The following is a 21,699-nucleotide window of genomic DNA, read 5'->3' on the forward strand; positions in this document are numbered from 1 at the left end:
GCGGACGGATGAGCAGGTCTTAGGATCACTGGCATGCAGGAGGGCCGGTGGACGACGATCACGCCGTCGCAGTTCGCGCACGAGCGGGAGGCGCTGGCGCACATCCAGGCGTTGCTGCCCGACACCGAGCCCTACCGCGCCTGGTCGAACTTCACCTTCACCGCCCAGACCGGCCACCCCTACGAGGTGGACCTGCTGGCGGCGGGCCCGGGTGGCCTCTACCTCATCGAGATCAAGAGTTTGACCGGCCGGCTGACCTCCAGCGGCTCCAACTGGATCCTGCACGGTCCGAGTGGCACCCGCACGTTCGACAACCCCCTGCACCTGGCGGACCTCAAGGCCAAGAAGCTCAAGTCCCTGCTCCAGGTGGCGGCGAGCCAGCGCAAGGGCCCGCCGGTCAGGATCCCGTTCGTGCAGGCGGCGGTCTTCCTGTCCAAGCCCGGTCTGATCGTCAACCTCGCCGAGCACCACCTGCACGGCATCCACGGCCCCGAGCCGCTGCCCGGCCACCAGCCGGGTCCGCTGCCGGCGATCGGCTCGCTGCTCCAGCGCCCGCCGCAGGACGAGCGGCAGCGCGTCACCAAGGAGATGTCGGCCGCACTGCCGGAGCTGCTCAAGGCCGTCGGCATCGCCCGTAGCCGCAAGCACTACCAGATCGGGTCGTGGGAGCTGGAAACCCGCCCGTTCGACCTGGGCCCGACGTGGCAGGACCACCACGCCCGCCACCGGGACCTGGAGCGCGAGCACCGGCGGATCCGGATCTACCTGGTCGAACGCAACGCCGTGCAGGCCGAGCGGGCGAGCATCGAACGCGCCGCCAAGCGCGAGATGACTGTCCTGCACGGCATCAACCACCCGGGCATCGTGCGGGTCGACTCGATGGAGTCGCACGAGGCCGGCCCGGCCCTGATCTTCCGGTACGACCCCCGCTCCATCCGGCTGGACCACTACATGGCCCAGTACGGCGACCGCCTCGACGCGCTGAGCCGGCTCGCCATGATCCGTCAGCTCGCCGAGACGGTCGCGTACGCGCACCGCCGGCGGCTGCACCACCGCGCCCTGTCGGCCCGCAGCGTGCTGGTCAGCCCAGGGCGACGGCGTCGGGGCGGCAGCGAGGACGAGGCATGGCTGGTGCCCCAGTTGCAGATCAGCGACTGGCAGGCGGCGACCCGGGGCGCCGACACCGCCGGCGGCAGCAGTGGCGACCCGGTGACCCTCTCCTCGCACGCCGCCTCACACATCGAGCGTTCCGCCGAGGCGTACCTCGCGCCCGAACTGACCGCCCCGACGCCGGACGCGGTCGCGATGGACGTGTTCGGGCTGGGCGCGCTGGCCTACCTGATCCTGACCGGCGAGCCCCCGGCGACCAAGCGTCCCGAGCTGCTCTCCCGGCTGGCCCGCGACAACGGACTGCGGGCCACCGCCGTGGCTGACGGGATCAGCCTCTTCGCCGACGAGCTGATCCAGGCGGCCACCGCCCCGGTGCCGACCCAGCGGCTCACCACCGTCGCCGAGTTCGTCGAGATGCTGCAGGTCGTCGAGGACGAGCTGACCGCCCCGCCGCCCGCCTCCGTGCACCCGGAGGAGCCGGAGCCCGAGCAGGTCGACCCGCTGGAGGCGCGCGGCGGCGACCGGGTCGGGGAGTGGACGATCAAGAAGAGCCTGGGCACCGGCTCGACCTGCCGCGCGTTCCTCGCGCACAACGATCGCACCGGCAAGGACGAGGTGCTCAAGGTAGGCCTGTCCGACGAGAAGGGCGCCCGGCTGGCCCACGAGGCCCGGGTGCTCGGCCCGCTCACCGACTCCCGGGTGATCCGACTGGCCCGGCCCGAGCCACTGCAGCTCGGCAACCGCACCGTCGTGGTGCTGGAGCACGCCGGCGACCACACCCTGGCCCGCAAGCTGCGCGACGACGGCCGCCTCACCGTCGACGAGCTGGAGACCTACAGCGACTACCTCTTCGGCGCGCTCGACTACCTGGAGGGCGAGGGCGTCTACCACCGCGACATCAAGCCCGACAACATCGCCATCCGGATCCGCCCCAACCGCACCCGGCAGCTGGTGCTCTTCGACTTCTCCCTGGCCGGAGTCTCGGTCAAGGAGATCGCCGCCGGCACCCCCCGCTACCTCGACCCCTTCCTCGGCAGCGCCACCCGGCAGGTCTACGACAAGCACGCCGAGTGGTACGCCCTCGCGGTCACCCTGCACGAGATGGCCTCCGGCGAGCTGCCGGTCTGGGGCGACGGCGGCACGGAGCCGCAGCTCACCGAGGGTCCGCCGGTGCTGGCCGTGGAGGCGTTCGACCCGGCGATCCGCGACGACCTGGTCGACTTCTTCCATCAGGCGCTGCACCGGAACCACCGCGAGCGGTTCGCCTCGCTCAAGGACATGCGCGACGCCTGGCATCAGGTGTTCCGCCGCTCCGACGCGAGCGCCCCCGTCGGCACCGACCACCCCGAGATCGAGGCCGACGAGCCGGACGAGAAGGTCGCCGAGGCGGCCCGCGACGAGGCCGCGACCAGGGCGACCCGGGCCACCGCGCTGGAGGCCGCCGGCCTCACCCCACGCGCCGTCTCGGCCGCCCACCGGCTGGAGGCCACCACCGTCGGTGAGCTGCTCACCGTGGCGAACAGGCTCGCCACCCTCCCCGGCCTCGGCGCGCGGACCCGCAAGGAGCTGCAGCGCCGGGTCAAGGAGTGGCGGGGCAGGCTGGGGGAGCGGGAGACCATCCCCACCACCCCCGCCGCCCGCAGGGCGGCCACCGCCGAGGTGGCCACGGAGACCGCCGCCGGCCACGGGGACGCCGATCTGGTACGCGTCGGCCTGGACGCGATCGCCACGCTGCTGCTGCCGGCGAAGAACGGCCGCAACGGCACCGAGATCGAGGGCACCCGACTGCTGCTGCACCTGCCCGACTCCTCCGGCGCGTTGCCGGCGCTGCCGCCCTGGCCGCAGCAGCCGCAGGTCGCCGCCGCGTTGGGCGTCACCTCCGGCCGGGTCGCGCAGATCCTCGGCAAGCAGCGCAAACGCTGGCACGACATCCCCGTCGTCGGCAGCGTGCGTACGCAGATCATCGAGCTGCTGCGCGACGGCGGTCGAGTGATGGGCGTTCCCGAGCTGGCCACCGCGCTGCTCGGCAGCCGTGGCTCGGTGCGCACCGGCGACGCGCTGCGCCGGGCGGTGGCGCTCGCCGCGGTGCGGGCCGCCGTGGAGATCGACGCCCTCGCCGACGAGCCGCGCCTGCTGCTGCGCCGGCACGGCGAGCGGCTGCTGGTGGCCCTGGAGGCGGGCGAGGACGACGCCCCGGACACCCCGGCCGCGCCGGCCCTGCTCGACTACGCCGACGCGCTCGGCAAGGCCGCCGACAAGCTCGCCGCCAGCGAGGTGCTGCCGAGCCCGGCGACGGTGCTGCGTACCCTCGCCGCGGTGTCCGCGCCCGGCGGGGCGGCCGACGCGATCGACGACCGGCGCCGGGTGCTGCTCGCCGCCGTGGCCTCCGAGCGGGCCGCCGCGACCGCGCGGCTGGAGCTCTACCCGCGCGACCTCGACCCGGTCCGGGCGCTGCGACTCGCGCAGGCGGGCGTGGTGCCCCCGGCTACCGGCCCCGACCGGCGTGGGCTGACCCCGGCGCAGGTCGCGGACCGGGTGGCCGCGCGGTTCCCGGAGCTGGAGCAGTTGCCGCCGCACCCGAAGCTGGACCGGCTGCTCGCCGAGGCCGGCTTCGAACTGCGTTGGGACCGCGACCGGTACGTTCCGCCGCCGCCCCGCAACGCCTCCTCCTCGGTGTCGATCCTGCAGCGCCGCCCGTCGGCGACGGCGGCGCCGAGCCGGTGGACGGCCGAGTCGCCGGAGCTGGCGACGGCGATGCGCGCCGAGGAGCGGCTGATGGGCGCCCGGTCCGCCGGCGGCTTCCGGGCCCTGACGGTACGTCTCAACCGGTACGCCCTGGCCCAGGAGGAACTGGTCCGGCGCTTCGACGCCCGGCCAGTGAACGTGGCGGCCCGTTTCCTGGCGCACCTGCACGCCCTGGTCGACGCCCGCCCGAAGCCGACCTGGGAGACGGTGCTCGGCGCGGACGTCGCGGAGCCGGGCTCCCGGGCGGCGATCAAGCTGGGCGAGTACGTCGAGCAGGCGTGGCAGCTCGCCGCGCCCGAGCTGCGCGCTGAGCTGCGGGCCGGTGCGGGGCCGGTGCTGCTGAACGACGCGGCGGTGCTGGCGCGGTACCGGGCGATGGATCGGCTCTACGAGCTGGCCGACGCGGCGCGCGGTGGAGCGGGCGACGTGTGGCTGCTCTGCCCGATGGAGGACCCGGCGTTGCTGCCCAAGCTGGACGGCGCGGTGGTGCGGGTGGGCGACAACGAGTGGATCGCCCTACCGGACGCCTGGGTCGTCAACGCCCACCGCAGCGCAGCCCTCGCTTGACGCCCGGGCATGCGCCGTGGGCTCGACGCTTCTGGCCACGTCGTTGCCGGGTGCCTGAAGGGTCGTGCCCGTGTAGGCGGGAGCCTCGTGGGCGAGGGCATCCATGTTCTCCGGCGCGCGGGCGACGGCGAGGGCCGGTGAGCCGTGCAGGCCCCACACGCCGGCCTCGACCCAGCAGAGCTGGCGGTATTTTCCCGGTGCCATGGACTGCGAGCCGAAGTCCCAGCCGACTGCTGACACGGGCTTGCCGGCGAACTGCCGTCGCGCCCGCTCGCGGTAGGCGTCCCTGGTGACGGTCGCGGGGTGCAGGAACGACAGGTTGAATCCGTTCTCGGCGAGCCCGAACGCGGCCAGGCCGAAGAGCATGGTGCACTCGATGCCGCTGTCGGCACAGTAGTCGGCGATGCGAGCCGCACCGTGCAGAGCGCCCGCATACGACAGCACGTACAGGCGGCGGACCGGGTGGAACCGCTGGTATTCCCGCAGCGCCGCCACGATCGTCGCGCCGGAGGCGACGGTGTCGCCGATCAGCAGCGTCGAGCCGCCGGCGTCGAACCGCGCGTAGGACACCTCGACCGTGGCGTCGTCGGAGGCGACGGCCACCCTGCTTGTGGAGACCAGATTCGCCGGCAGGTTCCGGCCCGCCTCTAGAGCGACCGCCTCCGCGAGCTGGTAGACGAGGCCCTTGCTCAGGACGATCAGCTCGGCGATGTCGGCGCCGTCGAGCTCGTCCCGGATGTGCCGGACGAACTCCCGGCTGCTGGCGAGGCACGCCCGCCGAAACGGCAGGTCCGTCAGGTTGCGGTCGAACAGCAGCGTTTCCAGGTGCCGGTTGTGCACCAGGTGGAGACCGGTGACACCCGTCCTGGTGCCGATCGGCTCGACGGCGCTGGACCCCGTGTCGGCGATCATGCCGTCGTGCTGGGCACTCGCGGCGCGCCCGCCCTGATCCTTCTGAGCGCATCGAGCATCGGTGCGTCGATGTCGAGCACGTTGTTCTCGTACTCGTCCAGTGCGGCGGACAGCCAGGCAGGACGAGGTTGGGCCGCCTTGGGTCGGTCGGCCAGCGCCACGAGGGCGCGACCGGCGGCGGCGAAGTCGTCGACCACCTCGGTGGCGAGCGCCGCCACGTGCGGGTGCACGTAATCGGTCACCCGCACGCCGCGATATTCCAGGACGTCACTGCGGTACTGCGAGTTGCGCGGAGCGACCACGACCACGGGCGTTCCCAGCGTGACCGCTGCCGCCATCTCGACACCGATGCCGATACCGCGGCGTACCCGCGCGTCGACGATGACCGCCGTCGCCACCATCACCTGGTACATGTCCCGGCCGAACTGGCCCAGCGTGTTGCCCGCGTCCGGTATCGGATCGTCGGGGTTGAGGAAGACGACGTCGCAGGGAGCCGCCCCGCCCGCGACCTCTTCCCGCTCCACATCGGTCCAGCAGAGACGATGTTGGTCGCCCCCGCCCTTGATGATCGATCCGGAGCAGTAAACGGAGATCAGCATCATCGTGCCCTTCGGTCGGGGTCTGCCTGGTTCAACGTGACATCGAGCCTGTTGGCGACGACGGCCACCACAGTCAGTGCCTGCTGGATGGTCGCCGCGTTCTGGAACCGGAGGCGCTTCCGCCCGCGGATCACCGCCTCCCGGAGCCGGGCGCGCAGCACCGGATGCTGCGTGGCGGTGGCGACGGTGCCGAACTCGGGAGTCGAGCGCAGAGAAAGCAGATCGGGCCAGCGGGCGCTGCGGTGGACGAAGTCGTGGATGCCGAGCCATCGCAGGCCGAGGTCGAACGAGCGGGCGGACAGCACGCGGTCCGCGAGGGAGGCCCGCATCTGACGGATGCCGCAGGAGAAGTCGCCGAAGTCGAAGTCGGTGACGATGGCGGCGTCGAGGTCGCGAAGGTAGCTGGCGAGGTATTCGCGGGACAGGAACATGTCGATCCTGGCCCGCTCCTCGCCTCCCAGGGGCACCGGCACCGTGGCCCGGACGAATCGGCTGATGAACGCCTGCCCGTCGAGCCGTTCGGGCACCTCATGCAGGTGCGTCTCGACGTCACCGGCCCTCGGGGGCCAGCGGCGGGCGATGCTGGCGAGCGTCGCGGCCAGTTCGCCGTCCGGCTGCAACGCGGTGCCCCAGCTCTGGCCGATGTCGGTGGCGGTGTTCTGCGCGTAGCGGGGCCGCCAGACGAGGCCATCGGTGAGGCTGCGGTGCGGGGGCAGCTCGTAGGGGTTGCGGGCGTCGCCGCGGTATTCGAGGGCCTTGTGTTCCACGTAGGAGTCGAGGTCGGCGATGTGCGACGAATAGTGGACCACGCCGCGAACCACGAGCGACCTGATCCGGGTGAGGAAGACCGACAGGCTGGGCACCTCGAACAGGTACGACGCGGGAAGGATCAGGTGTTCGTCGGTGGCGAGCACGGCCAGCCGCGTCGCGTGCAGCACCTGGGCCAGATCCGTCTCGGTGAAACGGGCCGTCTGCGGGCGGCCGTAACAGGACCGGATCTCCGGATTCAGGTACTGCACGAAGATCGGCCGTGCGCGGTCATAGGTCAGCGGCGTCGCGAAGCGTTCCTCCGGATAGAGACTGAGCTGCTGCCCCGCCACATGCAGGTGCAGGTCCCGGCCTGCGACATAGCCGTCGCGCCGTGCGCTGACATCCTGCTGGGGCACGGTCACGCGTCACTCATGGCGCCCGGTCGAGGCGGCCCACGGTGAGGTCACGGCCTGCTGTGTACGCATCCCGGCCGGCGGTCACGTTCTGCTGCACAGTGGTCGACTGAGCGACGTTTCCGCCGGCCGCCCGGGCTGCGGCGATCAGGTCCCGTACCGCGACGGCGAAGCCCGGGTCCTCGTCGAGCCGGGCCTGCAACCGGCCCTCCCATCGGGCCGCCTCCAGGGCGGAAGCCGTATCCCTGCCGTCCGGCGAGGCGGTCAACACCCGTTCGCGCGAATCCTCCAGGACCCGCTCCGCGCGGGCCACCGACTCCGACTCGTCGCGACCGAAAATGCGTGCCGCGTGATCCTTCACGTTGAGCCACACGTCCGAGGCCATGGCCTGGATCAGAGCCGCGCTCGCTGCGGCGGCCAGGCCTGCTGCCGACAGGTCGTCCATGGATCACCGCATCTATTGCATCGTGCACGCGGGGGAACGGGCACCGCCCAGTATGCCAACGCCAAATGCCTGTCAAGCACAGCTCGAGACGATCAATTGTCTGCGGAAAGCCGCACTGCTGAGGCCGGTCGCCCATAGTTCTCCCGATAGCGGGTCAGTTGTGCTCGCGCGACACGCCGCGCGTCGGCGTGAGCCTCCGCCTTGACGAGCCGGCCGGTCGCCCACATCCTCGCGATCTTGGCTAGGGCGTCGGCACCCTCGTTCAGGGGATGTCCAGTGTGCCCTCGAACTTTCTCGACGCTTATCCGGCTGGCATTCTCTGCCACCAGCTGCGCGAGTTGCAGCATGGTGGCCTTGCGCTCGCCCGCACGCTCCAGCGTGTAGCCCGGCGGCATCTGCTCGCTCCCGGCGCGCCATTGCTCAACCACGTCGAGTGCGTCCTGAGAATCGCTCAGGATGCGGACATAGTGTGTCCTGACGAGACGCCTGAGCGACCACCATATGGGACGGAGCTCGGCTTGTAGGACCCGTTGACCGATCATGCGGTGCGGCATTCTCGCGGCACCGAGACCGTACAGCCCGTTCGACGCCAAGAAGCCCCAGCAGATTGGCCTCTGCCGGATATCAGGGCCATCGACATGTCGGTAGGAGCCGTCAGTGCCGACATGAATCGTTGCGTCGGGATCGACGAGGTAATCCTCAAGTTCGCGAATGTGGAAAAAGTCGTCCTTGCGGACGTCCGAACCCCACCCGGCTCGCACCTCCCGAGCTTTTGCGAGGCGGCCTGGCGTCGGCGTTTCGCAGTGTCGCTGTGGAAACTTCTCCAAGACCCACGCCGGATGCTGCCACCGAGATTCTGCCTCCACGAGGATGCCGTGGCAGCTCTCGCAGAGCCTGACCTCTGTTCCCGGCTGCATCAGATCCACAGGCTGCCTCCTCCGGGTTCGTCGTAACCGCATAGAAGCCGCTAACCACACTAGGAAGCGGCAGAGCAGACCTCGCTCTGGCGTCGGCATTCCGACACCATGCGGGAGACGACGCGAAGGCCGGCGAGCTGGACGTAGATCTCGCGCTTCGCCGTGGCCTGGCCGCGACGGTCTAGGACGTAGCCGGTCAGCCAGATCCAGCCGGCGTACGTCGGTTGGTCGCACACCGAGACGACGCGGAAGGTCAGCGCGCGGTCCCCGGCGAACTGCACTGAGGCGCGGCCGTCGACGACGAGCAGGTCGCCGGGGGAGGGGCGCGCGGTCACCAGCGACCGGAGTTGCGATGGTGCTCCTCCGGCGGCCGGCACTCCCGCGCGTGCATGGTCTGCCAGTCGCGAAGCGCCCGCCTGATCCGGTCGTTCTCCTGCGTGAGCAGCCGTACCGTCTCGTTGAGCATCGCCAGCTCGTCGGAGACCCGGGCCTGGAACTCGCGTACCTCATCGGGGTCGACGCCGCGCCGGCGCGCGGCGAACTCGCGGGTGCGCACCTCGTGCGGCGTCAACCGGCCCGGATAGCCGGCCGGGTAGGGCTGACCGCCCCGATACACCTGAGCCACGACGATCCTCTCTGCGGGCGGGCGGGAGCGCGCAGGCTCCGCGCGGTGGGTCTGGAAGGGCGGGTCGTCCGCGAGGGGGCCGCGGACGACCCGCCCGCTCGGCCGCCGCAGCTCGATTCAGCGGTACGACAGCAGAGCAGCCCGGCGGGTCGGGACGGGCACGGGCACCCGCCCCGACCAGGGGGATGAGCCGAACTCGTTGCCACGCGAGGAGCGGCCCGCCGCTAACACTAACGACTTACTCGTGTATGTCAACCACTGGTTGTTGTCGTTCGTGGGCGGTTCGTGATCGAATTGGCGAGCCACGCAAGGAGCGCCATGCCTACAACACCCGACTACATCCGTATCGCCGACGACATCATCGCCGGCGTCAGGGCCAAGAGGCTCAAGCCAGAGGACAAGCTGCCATCGATCGCACAGATGGCGGCGGACTACAAGGTGGGCACGTCCACCATCCAGATGGTCTACGTCCGGCTGGAAGCGCTGCGAGTGATCCGACGGCATCAGGGCAAGGGCATCTTCGTCACCGATCCGAAGACCTGGATGCGGGAGCCCTGAAAGATACTGCGGCCGGTCGGCGGCCCGCACCCAATGGGTGGCCACTAGGCTCACTGCCTGTGGCACCTGATGTTCCCTGGTGCAGCGTCGAGCCGCTGCCCGAGTTGAATGGCGATGTCGCCGAGTTGCTTTCGGCGACCGACAGCCTCCGCGCAGTGTGGGAGGACAATCTCCAGCTCGCCACGCCACAGGAAATCGAGGCGGCGCGCAAACGCAGCCTGCGCAGGCACGCCATCGAGACTGGCATCATCGAGCGGCTTTACGATCTCGACTGGGGCGTGACCGAAGCGCTCGTCGCCGAGGGCCTGACCCTCGACGTCGCTGCGGGTGAGGGTGAGCTAACCGAGGACACGCTCGCCGTGATCCGGGATCAGTACGCTGCGTTGGAATATCTCGCCGACGCGGCGCGCGGAGACTCGCCGTTGTCGCTGCACTTCATCCGGGAACTGCATGCGCTGGTAACCCGCCACCAGCCCACCTATGAGGCACAGGACCAGTTCGGACGGGTCGTCCGTGCCACCCTGCGTCACGGCGAGTGGAAGTCCCAGCCGAACTCGGTTACGCGGGAAGACGGCACCCGCATCCACTTTACGCCTCCAGAGCACGTGCAGACGGAGATGGAACGACTCCTCACCCTGCACGAGGCAATGTCCGCGACGGCGCATCCCATCGTGCGGGCGGCTTGGCTGCACCACCGGTTCATCCGAATCCATCCGTTCGCAGACGGCAACGGGCGCGTCGCGCGAGCGCTTACATTGCTCGTGCTTCTCCAAGCGCGCTACGCTCCGCTGGTCGTGGACCGGCGCCAACGCGGCGACTACATTGCGGCGCTCGAACAGGCGAACGACGGCGACATCCGGCCACTCGTGCGCTTCTTCGCGCGGTTGGAACGCCACGCCCTAACGTCGGCGCTCACTGGATCGGTGGAGATCGCACCAGCCGGAGCCGGTGCGGTGGACGTCGCCCGCGCCTACGCCGAGCGCCTTCGTTCGCTGGTGCACGGACGAGACGACCGACAGAGGCAGCAGACGCGCACGCTGGCGGATGAACTGCACGTGCGACTGGTTGAGTACCTCAGCCAGGTGCGGGACCAGTTTGTGGAGGCGTTCCGGTCAGCCGACCCGGCTGCGGAGGCCCGGGTAACGCAGGCAACGCCTCCGCACGAGAATGCGGCCTACTGGCGTGCGCAACTCATTCGGACAGCGAACGCCGTCGACTTCTATACCAATCTGCGTGAGGGAAGTTGGTGGGTCCAGTTGCGGCTCACCGTGCTGGGGCAGACCATGCGCCACGTTGTTGCCGTACAGAAGGTGGGCCGGGGTGAGACCGGCGTTCTTGCCGTCACGGTGTTCGCCGAATCGGTGGAGAACCATGTAGCGGGCGAGCCGACTCGGCACGTACCGCTGCTCAATCCCGGCCCCGATGACAGCGTCACCCTCATCTACACCGACTCGGCAACGGACCGCTGGCAGGAAGTCTGCGAGTTCGTGGACCGAACCTTGGCAGCGAGCATCGCCGGCTTCAGCAACAGCCTGGGCTGATCCGTCCGGCGCTTGCCACGGCGTGGCTATCCGGTGCAGATAACCGACACCCTCGTTGGCTGAACGTCCACCCCCGTCCCGCGGGCGGGACGGCTAGAGTCGTCGGGTGATCGACCGGAAGCTGCTCTTGTCCGACCTGCAGAAGCAGGTCAAGAACCTGGAAAAGGACCTGCGGGAGCAGGCCGAGTCGGTCGAGGAGGTGCGCCTCAAGCTGCGTGGCGAGTACGACCACGCCTTCAAGGTCGGGCGTACCGCCGCCACTTGGGCGGCCTGGCGCGACGAGCGCGTCACCCAGGTCGCGGTTGCCTGGGTGCTCGGCACCGTCTTCGTACGCTTCTGCGAGGACAACGGGCTGCTGCCCGACCCCTACCTGGCAGGTCCGGGCGACCGGCTGGTGCTGGCGGAGGAGGCCGAGGCGCAGTTCTTCCGCGACCAGCCTGACAAGACGCTGCGCGACTGGCTGCACCAAGGCTTCGACGCCATCGCCAGCACCCAGGCCGGCAAGTCGCTCTTCGACAAGCGGCACAACCCGCTCTACCAGATCCCGCTGTCCCACGACGAGGCCAAGAACCTGATCGGCTTTTGGCACAGGCGCGGCGAGACCGGTGGCCTGGTTCACGACTTCACCGACCCGGAGTGGGACACCCGCTTCCTCGGCGACCTCTACCAGGACCTATCCGAGGCGGCCCGCAAGACCTACGCCCTGCTCCAGACGCCGGAGTTCGTCGAGGAGTTCATTCTCGACCTGACTCTGACCCCGGCGATCGAAGAGTTCGGCCACGACGTGGTCAAGATGATCGACCCCACCTGTGGCTCGGGCCACTTCGTCCTCGGCGCGTTCCACCGCCTGCTGAAGGAGTGGGAGCAGCACGCCCCCAACCGCGACCCCCACGAGCGAGTACGCCTCACCCTCGACGCCGTCCACGGCGTCGACATCAACCCCTTCGCGGTAGCCATCGCCCGCTTCCGCCTCCTCGTCGCCGCCCTCCGCGCCTGCGGGGTCAAGACGTTGGCTGATTCAGCCCCCTACGTGTTCCGGACGCACCTTGCTGTTGGGGACTCTCTCGACAGGGAGGAGCAGTTGGCGATGATCAGCGAGACCGGCGAAGTGATTGACCGGAATTACTCGACGGAGGACGTGCAGGAGCACATAGGGATCTTGGATGCGGGTCGCTGGCACGTTGTCGTCGGTAACCCGCCCTACATCACGCCGAACGATGATGCGGCCAACCGGCGCTACCGGCAGGCGTATCCAGAGGTGTGCCATCGGCAGTATGCGCTGTCCGTGCCTTTCGCTCAGCGCTTCTTCGACTTGGCGAAGTACCCCACCCCAGATGGTCGCGGCGCTGGCTATGTCGGTCAGATTACCGCAAATTCGTTTATGAAGCGGGAATTTGGCAAGAAGCTGATCGAGCACTTTTTCGCTAACAAGGTAGACCTTACTCACGTCATTGACACCTCTGGGGCATACATCCCCGGACATGGCACGCCGACAGTCTTGTTGATTGGTCGAAACACGGCCAAAAATCGGAGAGACACGGTCAGGGCTGTGTTGGGTATCCGAGGAGAGCCGGGTGCTCCCATTGACCCTGCGCATGGGTTCGTTTGGAGCGCCATCCGCGACCAGGTGGGGGCACCGGGGTCCGATAGCGAATGGGTGAGTTGCCGCGACCTTCCTCGGGATGCTCTAGCTAAGTTCCCATGGAGCTTGTCGGGGGGTGGGGCGAGTGGACTGCTCGCGGCACTCGACGCTATGTCCGCGAAACTCGATGTGATGGTCGAGGTGATTGGTCGGACGACGCATACAGGGCTTGACGAGGCCTTTTACATGCCTAAGGTCTCGGCGCGTGCGCGCGGCATGGATCCCTCCATCGTGCCAGTTGTTCGTGGGGAGGATGTCCGTGACTACTTGCTTGACTCGCCCATCTGGACGGCATTCCCGTATGATCCTGATGCGAATGCACGGGTGATCGACCTTGCCGAGGAGCGATTCTATTGGAGGACCAGGGCTGCTCTTTCTCGTCGCGTCGACTTTGGGCAGACGCCCGAGCAGAGAGGGCTTCGCTGGTTCGACCATAGTATGTTTTTTCCGAAGAGGTACGCGGAACCTCGCTCTATCGGTTTCTCTTTCGTCGCGACCCATAATCAATTCGCGCTTGACCGCGGCGGTAAAGTGTTCAACCGCACTGCGCCGGCAATCAAACTTCCGAAGGGATCGTCCGAAGATGATTACCTGCGGCTGCTCGGTCTACTCAACAGTTCCACCGCCTGCTTCTGGCTCAAGCAGGTTAGCCATAACAAGGGCAGCACGGTGGACTCTAGGGGGGCACGCCAGACAACGATTCCGTGGGAGGACTTCTACGAGTTCACGGGAACCAAGCTGCAGGAGTTTCCGCTGCCGTCGGCGTACCCCCTTGAGTTGAGCCGGCAGATTGACGGCGCGGCGCAGCGGCTTGCCACCGTGAGCCCGGCGGCGGTCGCGGGCTCCGGGGTGCCGACCCGCGACCGGCTGGATGCCGCCAGCTACGAGTGGCACTACCTGCGTGGCGCGATGATCTGCTTGCAGGAGGAGTTGGACTGGCAGGTCTATTCGCTCTACGGGCTGCTGGACGAGGACCAGACCGCCCCGGAGAGCGTCCGGCCGCCGATGCTGCAGCTCGGGCAGCGGGCGTTCGAGATCGTGCTGGCCCGCAAGATGCGCGACGAGGGCCTGGAGACGCAGTGGTTCGCCCGGCACGGGTCGACGCCGATCACGGAGCTGCCGGCGTCCTGGTCGGCGGAGTACAAGGCGGTCGTGGAGCGGCGGATCGCGCTCATCGAGTCGAACCGCAACATCGGGCTGATCGAGCGGCCGGAGTGCAAGCGGCGCTGGGCCACCGAGGGCTGGGACGCGATGCAGCGCAAGGCGTTGCGCGACTGGCTGCTGGACCGGTGCGAGGCGCGTGAGCTGTGGTACCACCACGTCGACGGGCTGGAGCAGCCGCGCCCGCTGACCACCGCCCAGCTCGCCGACGAGCTGCGCCGCGACGCCGACGTGCTCGCTGTCGCCAGCCTCTACGCGCCCGGCCAGGATCTCGGCAAGGTGATCGCCGACCTGGTCGCCGACGAGCACGTGCCGCACCTGGCCGCGCTGCGCTACAAGGACTCGGGGCTGGCCAAGCGCGCCGACTGGGAGCACGTGTGGGACCTGCAGCGGCAGGAGGACGCGCTGCCCGACGAGGCGGCGAAGCGGGAGTTCCGCAAGCAGATTCCGGTGCCGCCGAAGTACACCTCGGCGGACTTCCTGAAGGGCAGCTACTGGAAGCACCGAGGCAAGCTCGACGTGCCCAAGGAACGGTTCGTGTCGTACCCGGGTGCCAGCCGCGACGGTGACCCGTCGCTGCTGGTCGGCTGGGCCGGCTGGGACCACCGCGAGCAGGCCCAGGCCCTGGCCACCCTGATCGTGGCCCGCGAGCAGGAGGACGGCTGGGCCGCCGACCGGCTGCTTCCGCTGGTCGCGGGGCTGCGCGAGATCCTGCCTTGGGTACGCCAGTGGCACGGCGAGTTCGACCCGGAGTGGGGCACCTCGCCGGCGGACATCTACGACGGCTTCCTCGCCGAGACCACCAACCGCCTCCACCTCACCGACGAGGCGCTCACGTCGTGGCGCCCGCCCAAGGCCACCCGCGGTCGCAAGGCCAAGGCATGACGACGGGCGTCGAGCCAACCGGTTGGTGGAACACGGCTGATGTCAGCGAGTTGACCGATCTGCTGGCCGGGCGAATGCGGTCTCGACTGTGGCATCACACCGAACCCGCCGAGTTGGCCGCATGGGTGTTCGACACCCCGAAGCCTGCCCCGCTGGCTCCGGCGCCGGCCGTCGTTGAAGGTGACTGGCGCGACGGACTGGACCAGCGGCAGCAGTTGTCCTGGGCGCTGGCGGGCTGGGTTCTGCGGATGGCAGTGCCGGAGGTGCTGGCAACGGCGGGTAATCACTGGCTGCTGTCCCGGGTGCAGGAGGCGGGGCGGCAACGGCTGCGCTTGACGGTCGGCCCGGTGGCCTTCCTCCGGCTGAACGAGCGCGGCGACGAGGTGCGACTCAGGCTGGCCCTGGCTCCTCTCTACGCCGCACGGGAGGCTGGAGCGCTGGACGACGAGGAGTGGGAAGAGCGCGGCATCGAGCTGCCGGACGACACGACCAGGACGTTCGAGGAGGAGAAGATCCTGCTCCGCTGCCCGGACGTGGAGACTGCCCTCTGGCTTCTGAAACAGCCGCCGATCATGGTGGCCGCGCGGATGCTGGCCGCGCGGTTGGCCACCAGGAATTTCCCCTTTCACGAGGACTATCGGCCCGAGGTGGCGGCACGGGCGTGGGTCGCCGCCGAGGCGCTGCTCGACGGTGAGGCCGCCACTGCCGTCGGCCCCGGTGGCCAGCGCAGCTTCGATCGGCCGTACACCCAACCGACTGTCGCTGCCGGCCTGCCGATGCAGCGGTCGTTCGACGCGGACGCTTACCGCGCAGGGGTCAGCGAACACGATCGGCTCTGCCGGACTCTGATCGACCACCTCGCCAGAGATGGCATACGAGCCGGGTCAGGACTACACGGCGTGCCAGTGGACTTGGCCTGGCGGGACGCCGACGGGCGGCAGTTCATCGCCGAGGTGAAGAGCGTGGTCGGAGATAACGAGGTCGAGCAGCTCCGGCTCGGCCTCGGCCAGATCCTCGAATACCGCCACCGCCTCGCGGTGCGCGGAATCGTTGCGACGCCCGTCCTGGTCGTATCGAGATGCACGGACGAGGCTTGGCCGGCCATCTGCGGTGACAACCACGTCATCCTGCTGCAGGGTCGGGGCACTTCGGATTGGACGGCTGCGCTGACGAAAGGCGGCCAGCCCGACGCCGGTGGCGGTACCACCGCCTATGGGGTGGATGTAAGTTCGCGGAGGGGATAAGGCGTGACCATCGATAACAACGCTCCCGTGCCAGTATGGCCACTCGCCACGGAGGCCGTGAGCGTGCCGAACCTGCTGGGCGATGAGGGCATGACACCGGCCCGGCTCGCAGAACTGAGAACAGCCCTGGCAACACTTGCAGATTCCCCCATCGCGACGCTGGAAGCGCATCCGATATCAACCAAGCGCGAGCGGAACGGCGGGATTACGCTTCATGCAGCCAGTCCGCTCGCTCAGCAGTTGTCGCAACTCGTGGCTCAGACAGCGAAGTCGGCGCCTCCGACGCTGAACGTCGCCGCCACCGGTGACGTGCTCTACCGAATGGTGGTACCGGCAAAGGTCGCCGCACAGGTCGGTAAAGGACTTGTCCGGCCGATGGTTGCCAAGGCATCTGCAGGCGGTATTCGCGGCGCGCTGGTCAACTCCACCGGCGGCATCGCAGCCCAGGCCACGTTTGTGCCCGTTGCTGGCAAGGCCGCTGTCGCGGGTGCGGCAACCGGCTCGGCCACCACAGCCGGTGTGGCCGCGGCCAGCGCCGGAGCGTTGACAGTGGCCGCGCCACTTGTGCTGATGGCCGTCGCGGTCGGCGTCAGCGCCTACGCTGATCACCAACGCCAGAAAGCAATCGAGCGGATCACCGACCTCCTGGAGCAGTTGAACGAAGACAAACTCGAGAACGAACACAGCGAGTTGGACGGTTGTCGGGACGCGATCGACAAGGCAACGTCGGTACTCCTCGACCAGGGTAGGATCGGCCTGTCGCTAGGGCTGGATTCTTCGTCGTACGCGATCAACACGGCGATCGAACGAACCAAGCGTCGGCTCCTCAAATGGCAGGATGCGCTAGCTGCGCTGCCCGACGGCCCGGTTGAGATCGGCGCGTTGACGAAAGCCTTCCCCGGCATCGACGAGGAAGGCGGAGCATTCCGCGCGCACCTGGAGTTTGCCCGGCTCGCCATCGCTCTCAAACGCCGAGTGCTCGTCCTTCAAGCAGTTGAACACGCTCAACTGGTGGAGACGAACAATCCGTTCAAGAGCTTCATCGGAACCTTGCAGGACGACGAGCGTCGCGTCGAAGAGTTGGAATCAGGCCTCAACTCGGTCCTCCTCCGACTGTCGACTCTCGAGCTCAGGCGTCCCGGCGGTTTCCGAAGCATCATGTTCACGCAGGGCGAGGTCGACGACCTGCTCAAAGCCGTATATCGCCTGCGTGCCTTGGGTGATGGCCTCAACGTGGGGAACCACCAGGCTGACGTTGCGATTGAGATCGAACGGAGCAGTGACGGGTCGCTCGTAGTGTTCCCTGCACTCGCTGCCTAACCGGACGCGGCGCGCAAAGTGACTGACCACCGCGATCTCAGCAAGCGCCGCCGCGAGGCCGAGGCTCCCTCGACCCTAAAGGGGCCTCGTGCCGTACGTCAGGTCACCCACCAGGAAGAGGTGCCGCGCGCCAGCCAACTCGTACCACGACAGTGGTTCATTCCGATCACTGATGGCGCTGCTTGCCTTCGCAGCAAATAGACGGCGCACGTGGGCGGCGATAACCCTTTGGTACCGCGGTCCTAGCACGACAGCTGCTGAGTACGCCGCGAGGCAGCCTCTACCGAGATCCGTGTGCAGAGCCATTACGAGATGCTGACGACTCTCCAGGCGTCGCCCGCCCTTGGGTCTTCAGATGTTCGGCGAGAATGTCGAACGAGGTGGCCTGCTCGTAGGCATCGCCGTTGCGCAGTCTCTCACCGAGCAGATCCTCCAGCCGCTGCGCGGCGGCCTGCTGCTCCGCGATGAGATCCTGAACCACGGCGGCAAGTCTTTCGTTGGTCAATCGTGCCGCGCCGCCCGCGACAGGGCTTTCGACCAATTTCTCGAGAATGGACAACCACTGCCGGCTGAGCCGCTCGGCATGCTGTGCCCGCTTCACATCCACGTCGTACTCGCAGTCGAGCTTGATGAGTTGTTCCCAGTACGGTCGGATAGTCTGCTTCACGCGGTCATCGAGCTCTACCCAGACGTACGGCTGGCAGATCACCTGTACGCCACCGCGCTCGTACCGCCACGGCCCCGTCTCCGTGAGCGCACGTTGCAGTTCCACCTCCAGCTCCCTGGCCCGGTGCGCGGCGAAGTTGCGGGCGCGGGAGGCGGCGAGGCGGGTCAGCACGCGAATGGCATACGGCATGAAGTACTGGGCGGAGCCGCTCAGGATCTCTCGGGGGATCCCGTCGGACGACCAGACGAACGCGGCGCGGATGTGAAAGGTGAACACGTATCCCCGCGCGGGGACGACGATCGGTGCCGCGACGTCGCGGCGCTCGGTCAAGCGTCCCGGTGGAGGCGGAGGCGGGGAAGATAGCGGGGGCGGATCTGGGATGGGCTCCGGCCCCCGCAGCGTCGCCAGCAGGCGGTGCCACAGCATCAGCAGCCACGATCCGAGCCGGCGCCACGGTTTGAAGGGGGGGCGTCCCGTGCTGGCGGTGTCTGTCATGTCACCACTTCCTCATCGCGGATTCGAGCCACATCGGCAATCCGTCTTCGAATTCGGCCAGCCGCACGAGGTGGAACCGCAGCCGGCGCCGTAGGGCTGGCACGGCGGCAAGTTCGTTGAGCAGCGCCTCGATGGGCTTGCGGAACAACTCCTCCGAGTCGGCTTGGCGTAGCCAGTGGCCGAGGACGAACCAGGCGTGTCGAGACAGTTCGGTGGCGAGCAGCGACACCCGCCAGAGGCGGACGAGGTCCCCACCGTCGACATCGTTCGTCGCAAGGCGTGTCACCAGGTCGGGCGGGCCGCCAGGAGAATCGTCAACCGGCCTCATAGCCAGGTTGAGCAGGGCGCTGCCAGCGTGTCGCTGCAACTGGCGGTCATCCGACCACTGAGCCAACTCAAAAATGATCTGATGTGCTCTGTGTGGCGTGTAGAGCTGGTAGATGCCCTCGGCCACCGTGGACGTGTGCTGTTGCATCTGGTCCTCGGCGATACGACGCAGGTCCGCCAAACTCCAGCTCAGGTCCGGCTGTTGCAATCCGCTGGCGTAGACGCGGGCGGCTGCGTCGCGCTGATAGTTCCGGCGACCGCCTGCCCATTCCCGTACCTGCCTGCGGACAAGATGGTCCACCTGGCCGCCCATGTCTGCCGCGACCATCGCCCAGGCCGCTGCCTGACGCACCCGAGCCTTGGGTGACGATGCCCAGTCGTCGACTAGGTCCGCGCAGACCCGCTCGAAGTCGTGGTGGGCGAGCAACCCGGCAACCTCGGCGGCCGCTCGTTGCACCGGCTCCTCGTTATCCGACACCAACGTGTCAAGCCACTTGAGCAGCGCGGGTCTGGTGCTGTCGAACTCGTGCCAGGCCTCGTCGATGATGACGCCGCGCATCGCGCCGTCGTGCAGCCAGGCCGAGCGCGACGAGGACCCGTGCGATCGAGCGGCTTCACGGCCTTCCTGCCAGTCGACGTCGAGGGGCCCGAGTAACTCCGACACCGGATGCTGCAACGCCAGCCGGCCCCAGTCCGGTCGCTTGGCTTGACCGTCGATCTCTTCGAGCAGGAGGCCCGCCGCCTCGAAGACGTAGTGCAGCGGTTGTCGGGCGAAGACGGCGTACGCGATCCTGAATGCCCGCTCGTGCTGGTCGGCCCGGCGGGGCCGTCGTGCGTCGCCCCCTGCGTCGGAACGGAGAATCGCTGCCGCGTACGCCCGTCGCCTCGGTTGAGAGATCCGTAGGATTCCGGCGAGGACGTCGTCGTCAGCGGGATGCCGATCCACGACAGCCTTCGCGATCGGCACGACCTCTCGAGGTCCGTACGTGTTCCGCAGTGCCTGAACAAGATCGCCATGCTGGAGGTAGCTATCAGCGTGCAGGCCGCTCTCTTCTGCAGTCAGCTTCCGCTGGGCGCGCAGGCCGTACTTGAGATGAGCACGGAAAACGGCCAGCGGGTCAGGACGTCGGTGCTGCACCTCCGCACTGTGCCGACCACCGGCGCGCGAGTCGTCGTCCCTGATCAGGAGCAGGCTCGCTGCACGTCGCCGGAAGGTATCCGTCAGCAGCCGCATCGCCTGGCCGTGTCCGTTGCCAGGTAACCGCAGGATGTAGCCGTGGCCTTCCAGGAGACTTTCGGCCGCCCGATGAAGAACCTCCGGTCCAACGCCGGCGGGCAGCATGACCTCGTGTACGCGATCTGCGCCGTGGCGTCGGGCCAAGGCGACGCACGCGGTGCTGAACCGGCCCGTGTTCGAACGGCCAGCCAGGCATGCGGTCGGCCTGTCGCCTAGCTTCGTTTCGAGCTCGGCGTCCGCGCTCGCTCCGGCGTACACCCGCAGAAGCTCCGGTACTTCCACAAGGTCCCTGATGATGGGCTTGGCGGGTGGCTGGCCCTTGTAGTTGATGACATGGATGGTGTTGTTGTTGCCGAGGGCGTTCACCCCTCGGGCGTTCACACGAGAGTAGGTGGCCGAGAACTGGGCGCCGTACAGTTCTTCGCCGACCCGTGGATCCATGCGGAGCGAATCCGGCCGAATCTCGTCTTTTTGGTCGCTATCCGACGCGGTGCCCTCTGGCTCGGTCGCCGGTTCGCCGGGCCCCGGTTCGGCCAACGCAACGACCTTGTGCTCAACGTCGTCCACGGAAAAGGAAGCGGGCGGCGTCGTAGCGCCGGTGGGCTGCTCCTCACTCATCAGTACGCCCGCCATGAATCACCGGCATCGTGTGAGCCTGTCGTTGAGATGACATTTCCGTTGCCGTACGCGTTGACCCCATGCGACGTGATGTTGTGGAACACCTGCCCGTCGCCGCTCGGTCGCAGGCTGGTGGCAGGTCTGCGCTGGGCAGAGCCGTCGCCATCGTCGTGGCCGGTAAGAGGATCGGCACCGTCACAACCGACATCGGTGCGGAGTCCATCCCCGGCGACGTCCTCGCCGGGTACGTAGATCCAGGCCACGGCCTCGAAGGACTTTTCCGGCAGCCTGGCTGCGACGCGTCGGAAGTGTTCCGGTCGGAGGTCGTGGTATTGACGAACGATATCCTGGTAGATCCGGTCTGAAACGATCAGCGCGACCGCGGCGCCGGGGAACTGCTGCAGCGCCGCCTTCAACTGCGGTGAGTCGACCAGCCGGCAGACCGTCACGACAGCGTCCCCGGGGTATCCGTTCGCGCCGTCGAGATGTACCAGCCCTTCGTGTACGCCAATGCGCAACCGTATTCGTGCCTCCGGACTGAGGCCACGGTTGTGCTCTCGCAGCAACCGGTCGACCGTGGGCGTCAGCCGGGTAACGACGGCCCGTTCGCTCGTCCCCTGCGGCAGGATGGCGAGTTCGCCGTCGCCGCCCTGTTGGATCAGCCAATTGACACGGTCGAAGCCCAGTTCGTCACAGGCCTCTCCCATGATCTTCTGAAAGGCGAGTTGAGCCCGATACTGCAGGACGTTGTCCCGTCCGCTGTACCGTTCCATGTCCACGGCGACAAGGACCCGCCGGTCCGGATCTGCGAAGTCAGGCACGCGCTCCATCCCTTCGATGGCAAGGTGAATCAGTCAGGTCATCTCTACCGGTCGGGTGCACTGGAAATTCCATACAAGTACGGGTTGTGGCCCACCGTCG

General features: G+C 68.1%; 16 protein-coding genes. 6 read left to right on the top strand and 10 right to left on the bottom strand.

The annotated features are described in order from the left end of the window. Positions 1-33 precede the first annotated feature (33 nt). Entirely contained in the window at positions 34-4,422 is a 4,389-nt protein-coding gene (gene pglW / locus ACGF7U_RS20410; RefSeq protein ID WP_393108790.1) for a BREX system serine/threonine kinase PglW, read from the top strand. Here pglW and ACGF7U_RS20415 read toward each other — a convergent pair. From ACGF7U_RS20415 to ACGF7U_RS20445, 7 genes are all read right to left on the bottom strand, one after another. Beyond that, a complete protein-coding gene (locus tag ACGF7U_RS20415; RefSeq protein WP_393108792.1) occupies positions 4,372-5,334 on the bottom strand; it encodes a hypothetical protein in 963 nt (320 codons plus the stop codon). The genes pglW and ACGF7U_RS20415 overlap by 51 nt on opposite strands. After that, on the bottom strand, positions 5,331-5,936 hold the full coding sequence (locus ACGF7U_RS20420; protein WP_393108794.1) for a hypothetical protein: 606 nt from the start codon (positions 5,934-5,936) through the stop codon (positions 5,331-5,333). Before ACGF7U_RS20420 ends, ACGF7U_RS20415 begins: the two co-directional genes overlap by 4 nt. Beyond that, entirely contained in the window at positions 5,933-7,105 is a 1,173-nt protein-coding gene (locus ACGF7U_RS20425) for a hypothetical protein (RefSeq protein ID WP_393108796.1), read from the bottom strand. The genes ACGF7U_RS20420 and ACGF7U_RS20425 overlap by 4 nt, the downstream gene beginning before the upstream one ends. Positions 7,106-7,112: 7 nt before the next feature. After that, the gene (locus ACGF7U_RS20430; RefSeq protein ID WP_393108798.1) at positions 7,113-7,541 is read right to left on the bottom strand and encodes a hypothetical protein; all 429 of its coding nucleotides are present in this window, start codon (positions 7,539-7,541) and stop codon (positions 7,113-7,115) included. A 92-nt stretch (positions 7,542-7,633) separates the two neighbouring features. After that, complete coding sequence (locus tag ACGF7U_RS20435; protein WP_393109210.1) at positions 7,634-8,458, bottom strand: ribonuclease HI; 825 nt, start codon at positions 8,456-8,458, stop codon at positions 7,634-7,636. A gap of 59 nt (positions 8,459-8,517) precedes the next feature. Continuing rightward, the gene (locus ACGF7U_RS20440) at positions 8,518-8,793 is read right to left on the bottom strand and encodes a hypothetical protein (RefSeq protein ID WP_393108800.1); all 276 of its coding nucleotides are present in this window, start codon (positions 8,791-8,793) and stop codon (positions 8,518-8,520) included. After that, on the bottom strand, positions 8,790-9,083 hold the full coding sequence (locus ACGF7U_RS20445; RefSeq protein ID WP_393108802.1) for a DivIVA domain-containing protein: 294 nt from the start codon (positions 9,081-9,083) through the stop codon (positions 8,790-8,792). The genes ACGF7U_RS20440 and ACGF7U_RS20445 overlap by 4 nt, the downstream gene beginning before the upstream one ends. A gap of 318 nt (positions 9,084-9,401) precedes the next feature. On the opposite strand from ACGF7U_RS20445, the gene ACGF7U_RS20450 reads away from it, so the two are divergent. The 5 genes from ACGF7U_RS20450 to ACGF7U_RS20470 all read left to right on the top strand — a co-directional run bounded on the left by ACGF7U_RS20450 (position 9,402) and on the right by ACGF7U_RS20470 (position 17,434). Continuing rightward, positions 9,402-9,641, top strand: a complete 240-nt coding sequence (locus ACGF7U_RS20450; protein WP_393108804.1) for a winged helix-turn-helix domain-containing protein — start codon at positions 9,402-9,404, stop codon at positions 9,639-9,641. A gap of 59 nt (positions 9,642-9,700) precedes the next feature. Further along, entirely contained in the window at positions 9,701-11,182 is a 1,482-nt protein-coding gene (locus ACGF7U_RS20455) for a Fic family protein (protein ID WP_393108806.1), read from the top strand. Between the two features lie 106 nt (positions 11,183-11,288). Further along, positions 11,289-14,870, top strand: coding sequence for a BREX-2 system adenine-specific DNA-methyltransferase PglX (gene pglX / locus ACGF7U_RS20460; RefSeq protein WP_393108808.1), 3,582 nt, complete (start codon positions 11,289-11,291; stop codon positions 14,868-14,870). After that, the gene (locus ACGF7U_RS20465) at positions 14,867-16,114 is read left to right on the top strand and encodes a hypothetical protein (protein WP_393108810.1); all 1,248 of its coding nucleotides are present in this window, start codon (positions 14,867-14,869) and stop codon (positions 16,112-16,114) included. The genes pglX and ACGF7U_RS20465 overlap by 4 nt, the downstream gene beginning before the upstream one ends. 3 nt (positions 16,115-16,117) lie before the next feature. Next, positions 16,118-17,434, top strand: coding sequence for a hypothetical protein (locus tag ACGF7U_RS20470; protein WP_393108812.1), 1,317 nt, complete (start codon positions 16,118-16,120; stop codon positions 17,432-17,434). 280 nt (positions 17,435-17,714) lie between these two features. On the opposite strand, the gene ACGF7U_RS20475 is transcribed toward ACGF7U_RS20470, so the two are convergent. From ACGF7U_RS20475 to ACGF7U_RS20485, 3 genes are read right to left on the bottom strand one after another with little or no spacing between them, the layout of a single operon-like run. Continuing rightward, complete coding sequence (locus ACGF7U_RS20475) at positions 17,715-18,596, bottom strand: hypothetical protein (protein ID WP_393108814.1); 882 nt, start codon at positions 18,594-18,596, stop codon at positions 17,715-17,717. A gap of 1 nt (position 18,597) precedes the next feature. Continuing rightward, positions 18,598-20,778 (bottom strand): hypothetical protein, encoded by a 2,181-nt coding sequence (locus ACGF7U_RS20480; protein WP_393108816.1) that lies wholly within the window; start codon positions 20,776-20,778, stop codon positions 18,598-18,600. Beyond that, a complete protein-coding gene (locus ACGF7U_RS20485; protein ID WP_393109212.1) occupies positions 20,778-21,551 on the bottom strand; it encodes a hypothetical protein in 774 nt (257 codons plus the stop codon). The genes ACGF7U_RS20480 and ACGF7U_RS20485 overlap by 1 nt, the downstream gene beginning before the upstream one ends. Positions 21,552-21,699: the final 148 nt, after the last annotated feature.

Source organism: Micromonospora sp. NPDC047670 (assembly GCF_043204915.1).
In the GTDB taxonomy this organism is placed as follows: Bacteria; Actinomycetota; Actinomycetes; order Mycobacteriales; family Micromonosporaceae; genus Micromonospora.

Bases quoted from the DNA above. Each gene is read 5' to 3' on its own strand.
- ACGF7U_RS20435 (WP_393109210.1), bottom strand. From the start codon at position 8,458: ATGCAGCCGGGAACAGAGGTCAGGCTCTGCGAGAGCTGCCACGGCATC.
- ACGF7U_RS20480 (WP_393108816.1), bottom strand. From the start codon at position 20,778: ATGAGTGAGGAGCAGCCCACCGGCGCTACGACGCCGCCCGCTTCCTTT.
- pglW (WP_393108790.1), top strand. From the start codon at position 34: ATGCAGGAGGGCCGGTGGACGACGATCACGCCGTCGCAGTTCGCGCAC.
- ACGF7U_RS20450 (WP_393108804.1), top strand. From the start codon at position 9,402: ATGCCTACAACACCCGACTACATCCGTATCGCCGACGACATCATCGCC.
- ACGF7U_RS20485 (WP_393109212.1), bottom strand. From the start codon at position 21,551: ATGGAACGGTACAGCGGACGGGACAACGTCCTGCAGTATCGGGCTCAA.
- ACGF7U_RS20465 (WP_393108810.1), top strand. From the start codon at position 14,867: ATGACGACGGGCGTCGAGCCAACCGGTTGGTGGAACACGGCTGATGTC.
- ACGF7U_RS20430 (WP_393108798.1), bottom strand. From the start codon at position 7,541: ATGGACGACCTGTCGGCAGCAGGCCTGGCCGCCGCAGCGAGCGCGGCT.
- ACGF7U_RS20415 (WP_393108792.1), bottom strand. From the start codon at position 5,334: ATGATCGCCGACACGGGGTCCAGCGCCGTCGAGCCGATCGGCACCAGG.
- ACGF7U_RS20475 (WP_393108814.1), bottom strand. From the start codon at position 18,596: ATGACAGACACCGCCAGCACGGGACGCCCCCCCTTCAAACCGTGGCGC.
- ACGF7U_RS20420 (WP_393108794.1), bottom strand. From the start codon at position 5,936: ATGATGCTGATCTCCGTTTACTGCTCCGGATCGATCATCAAGGGCGGG.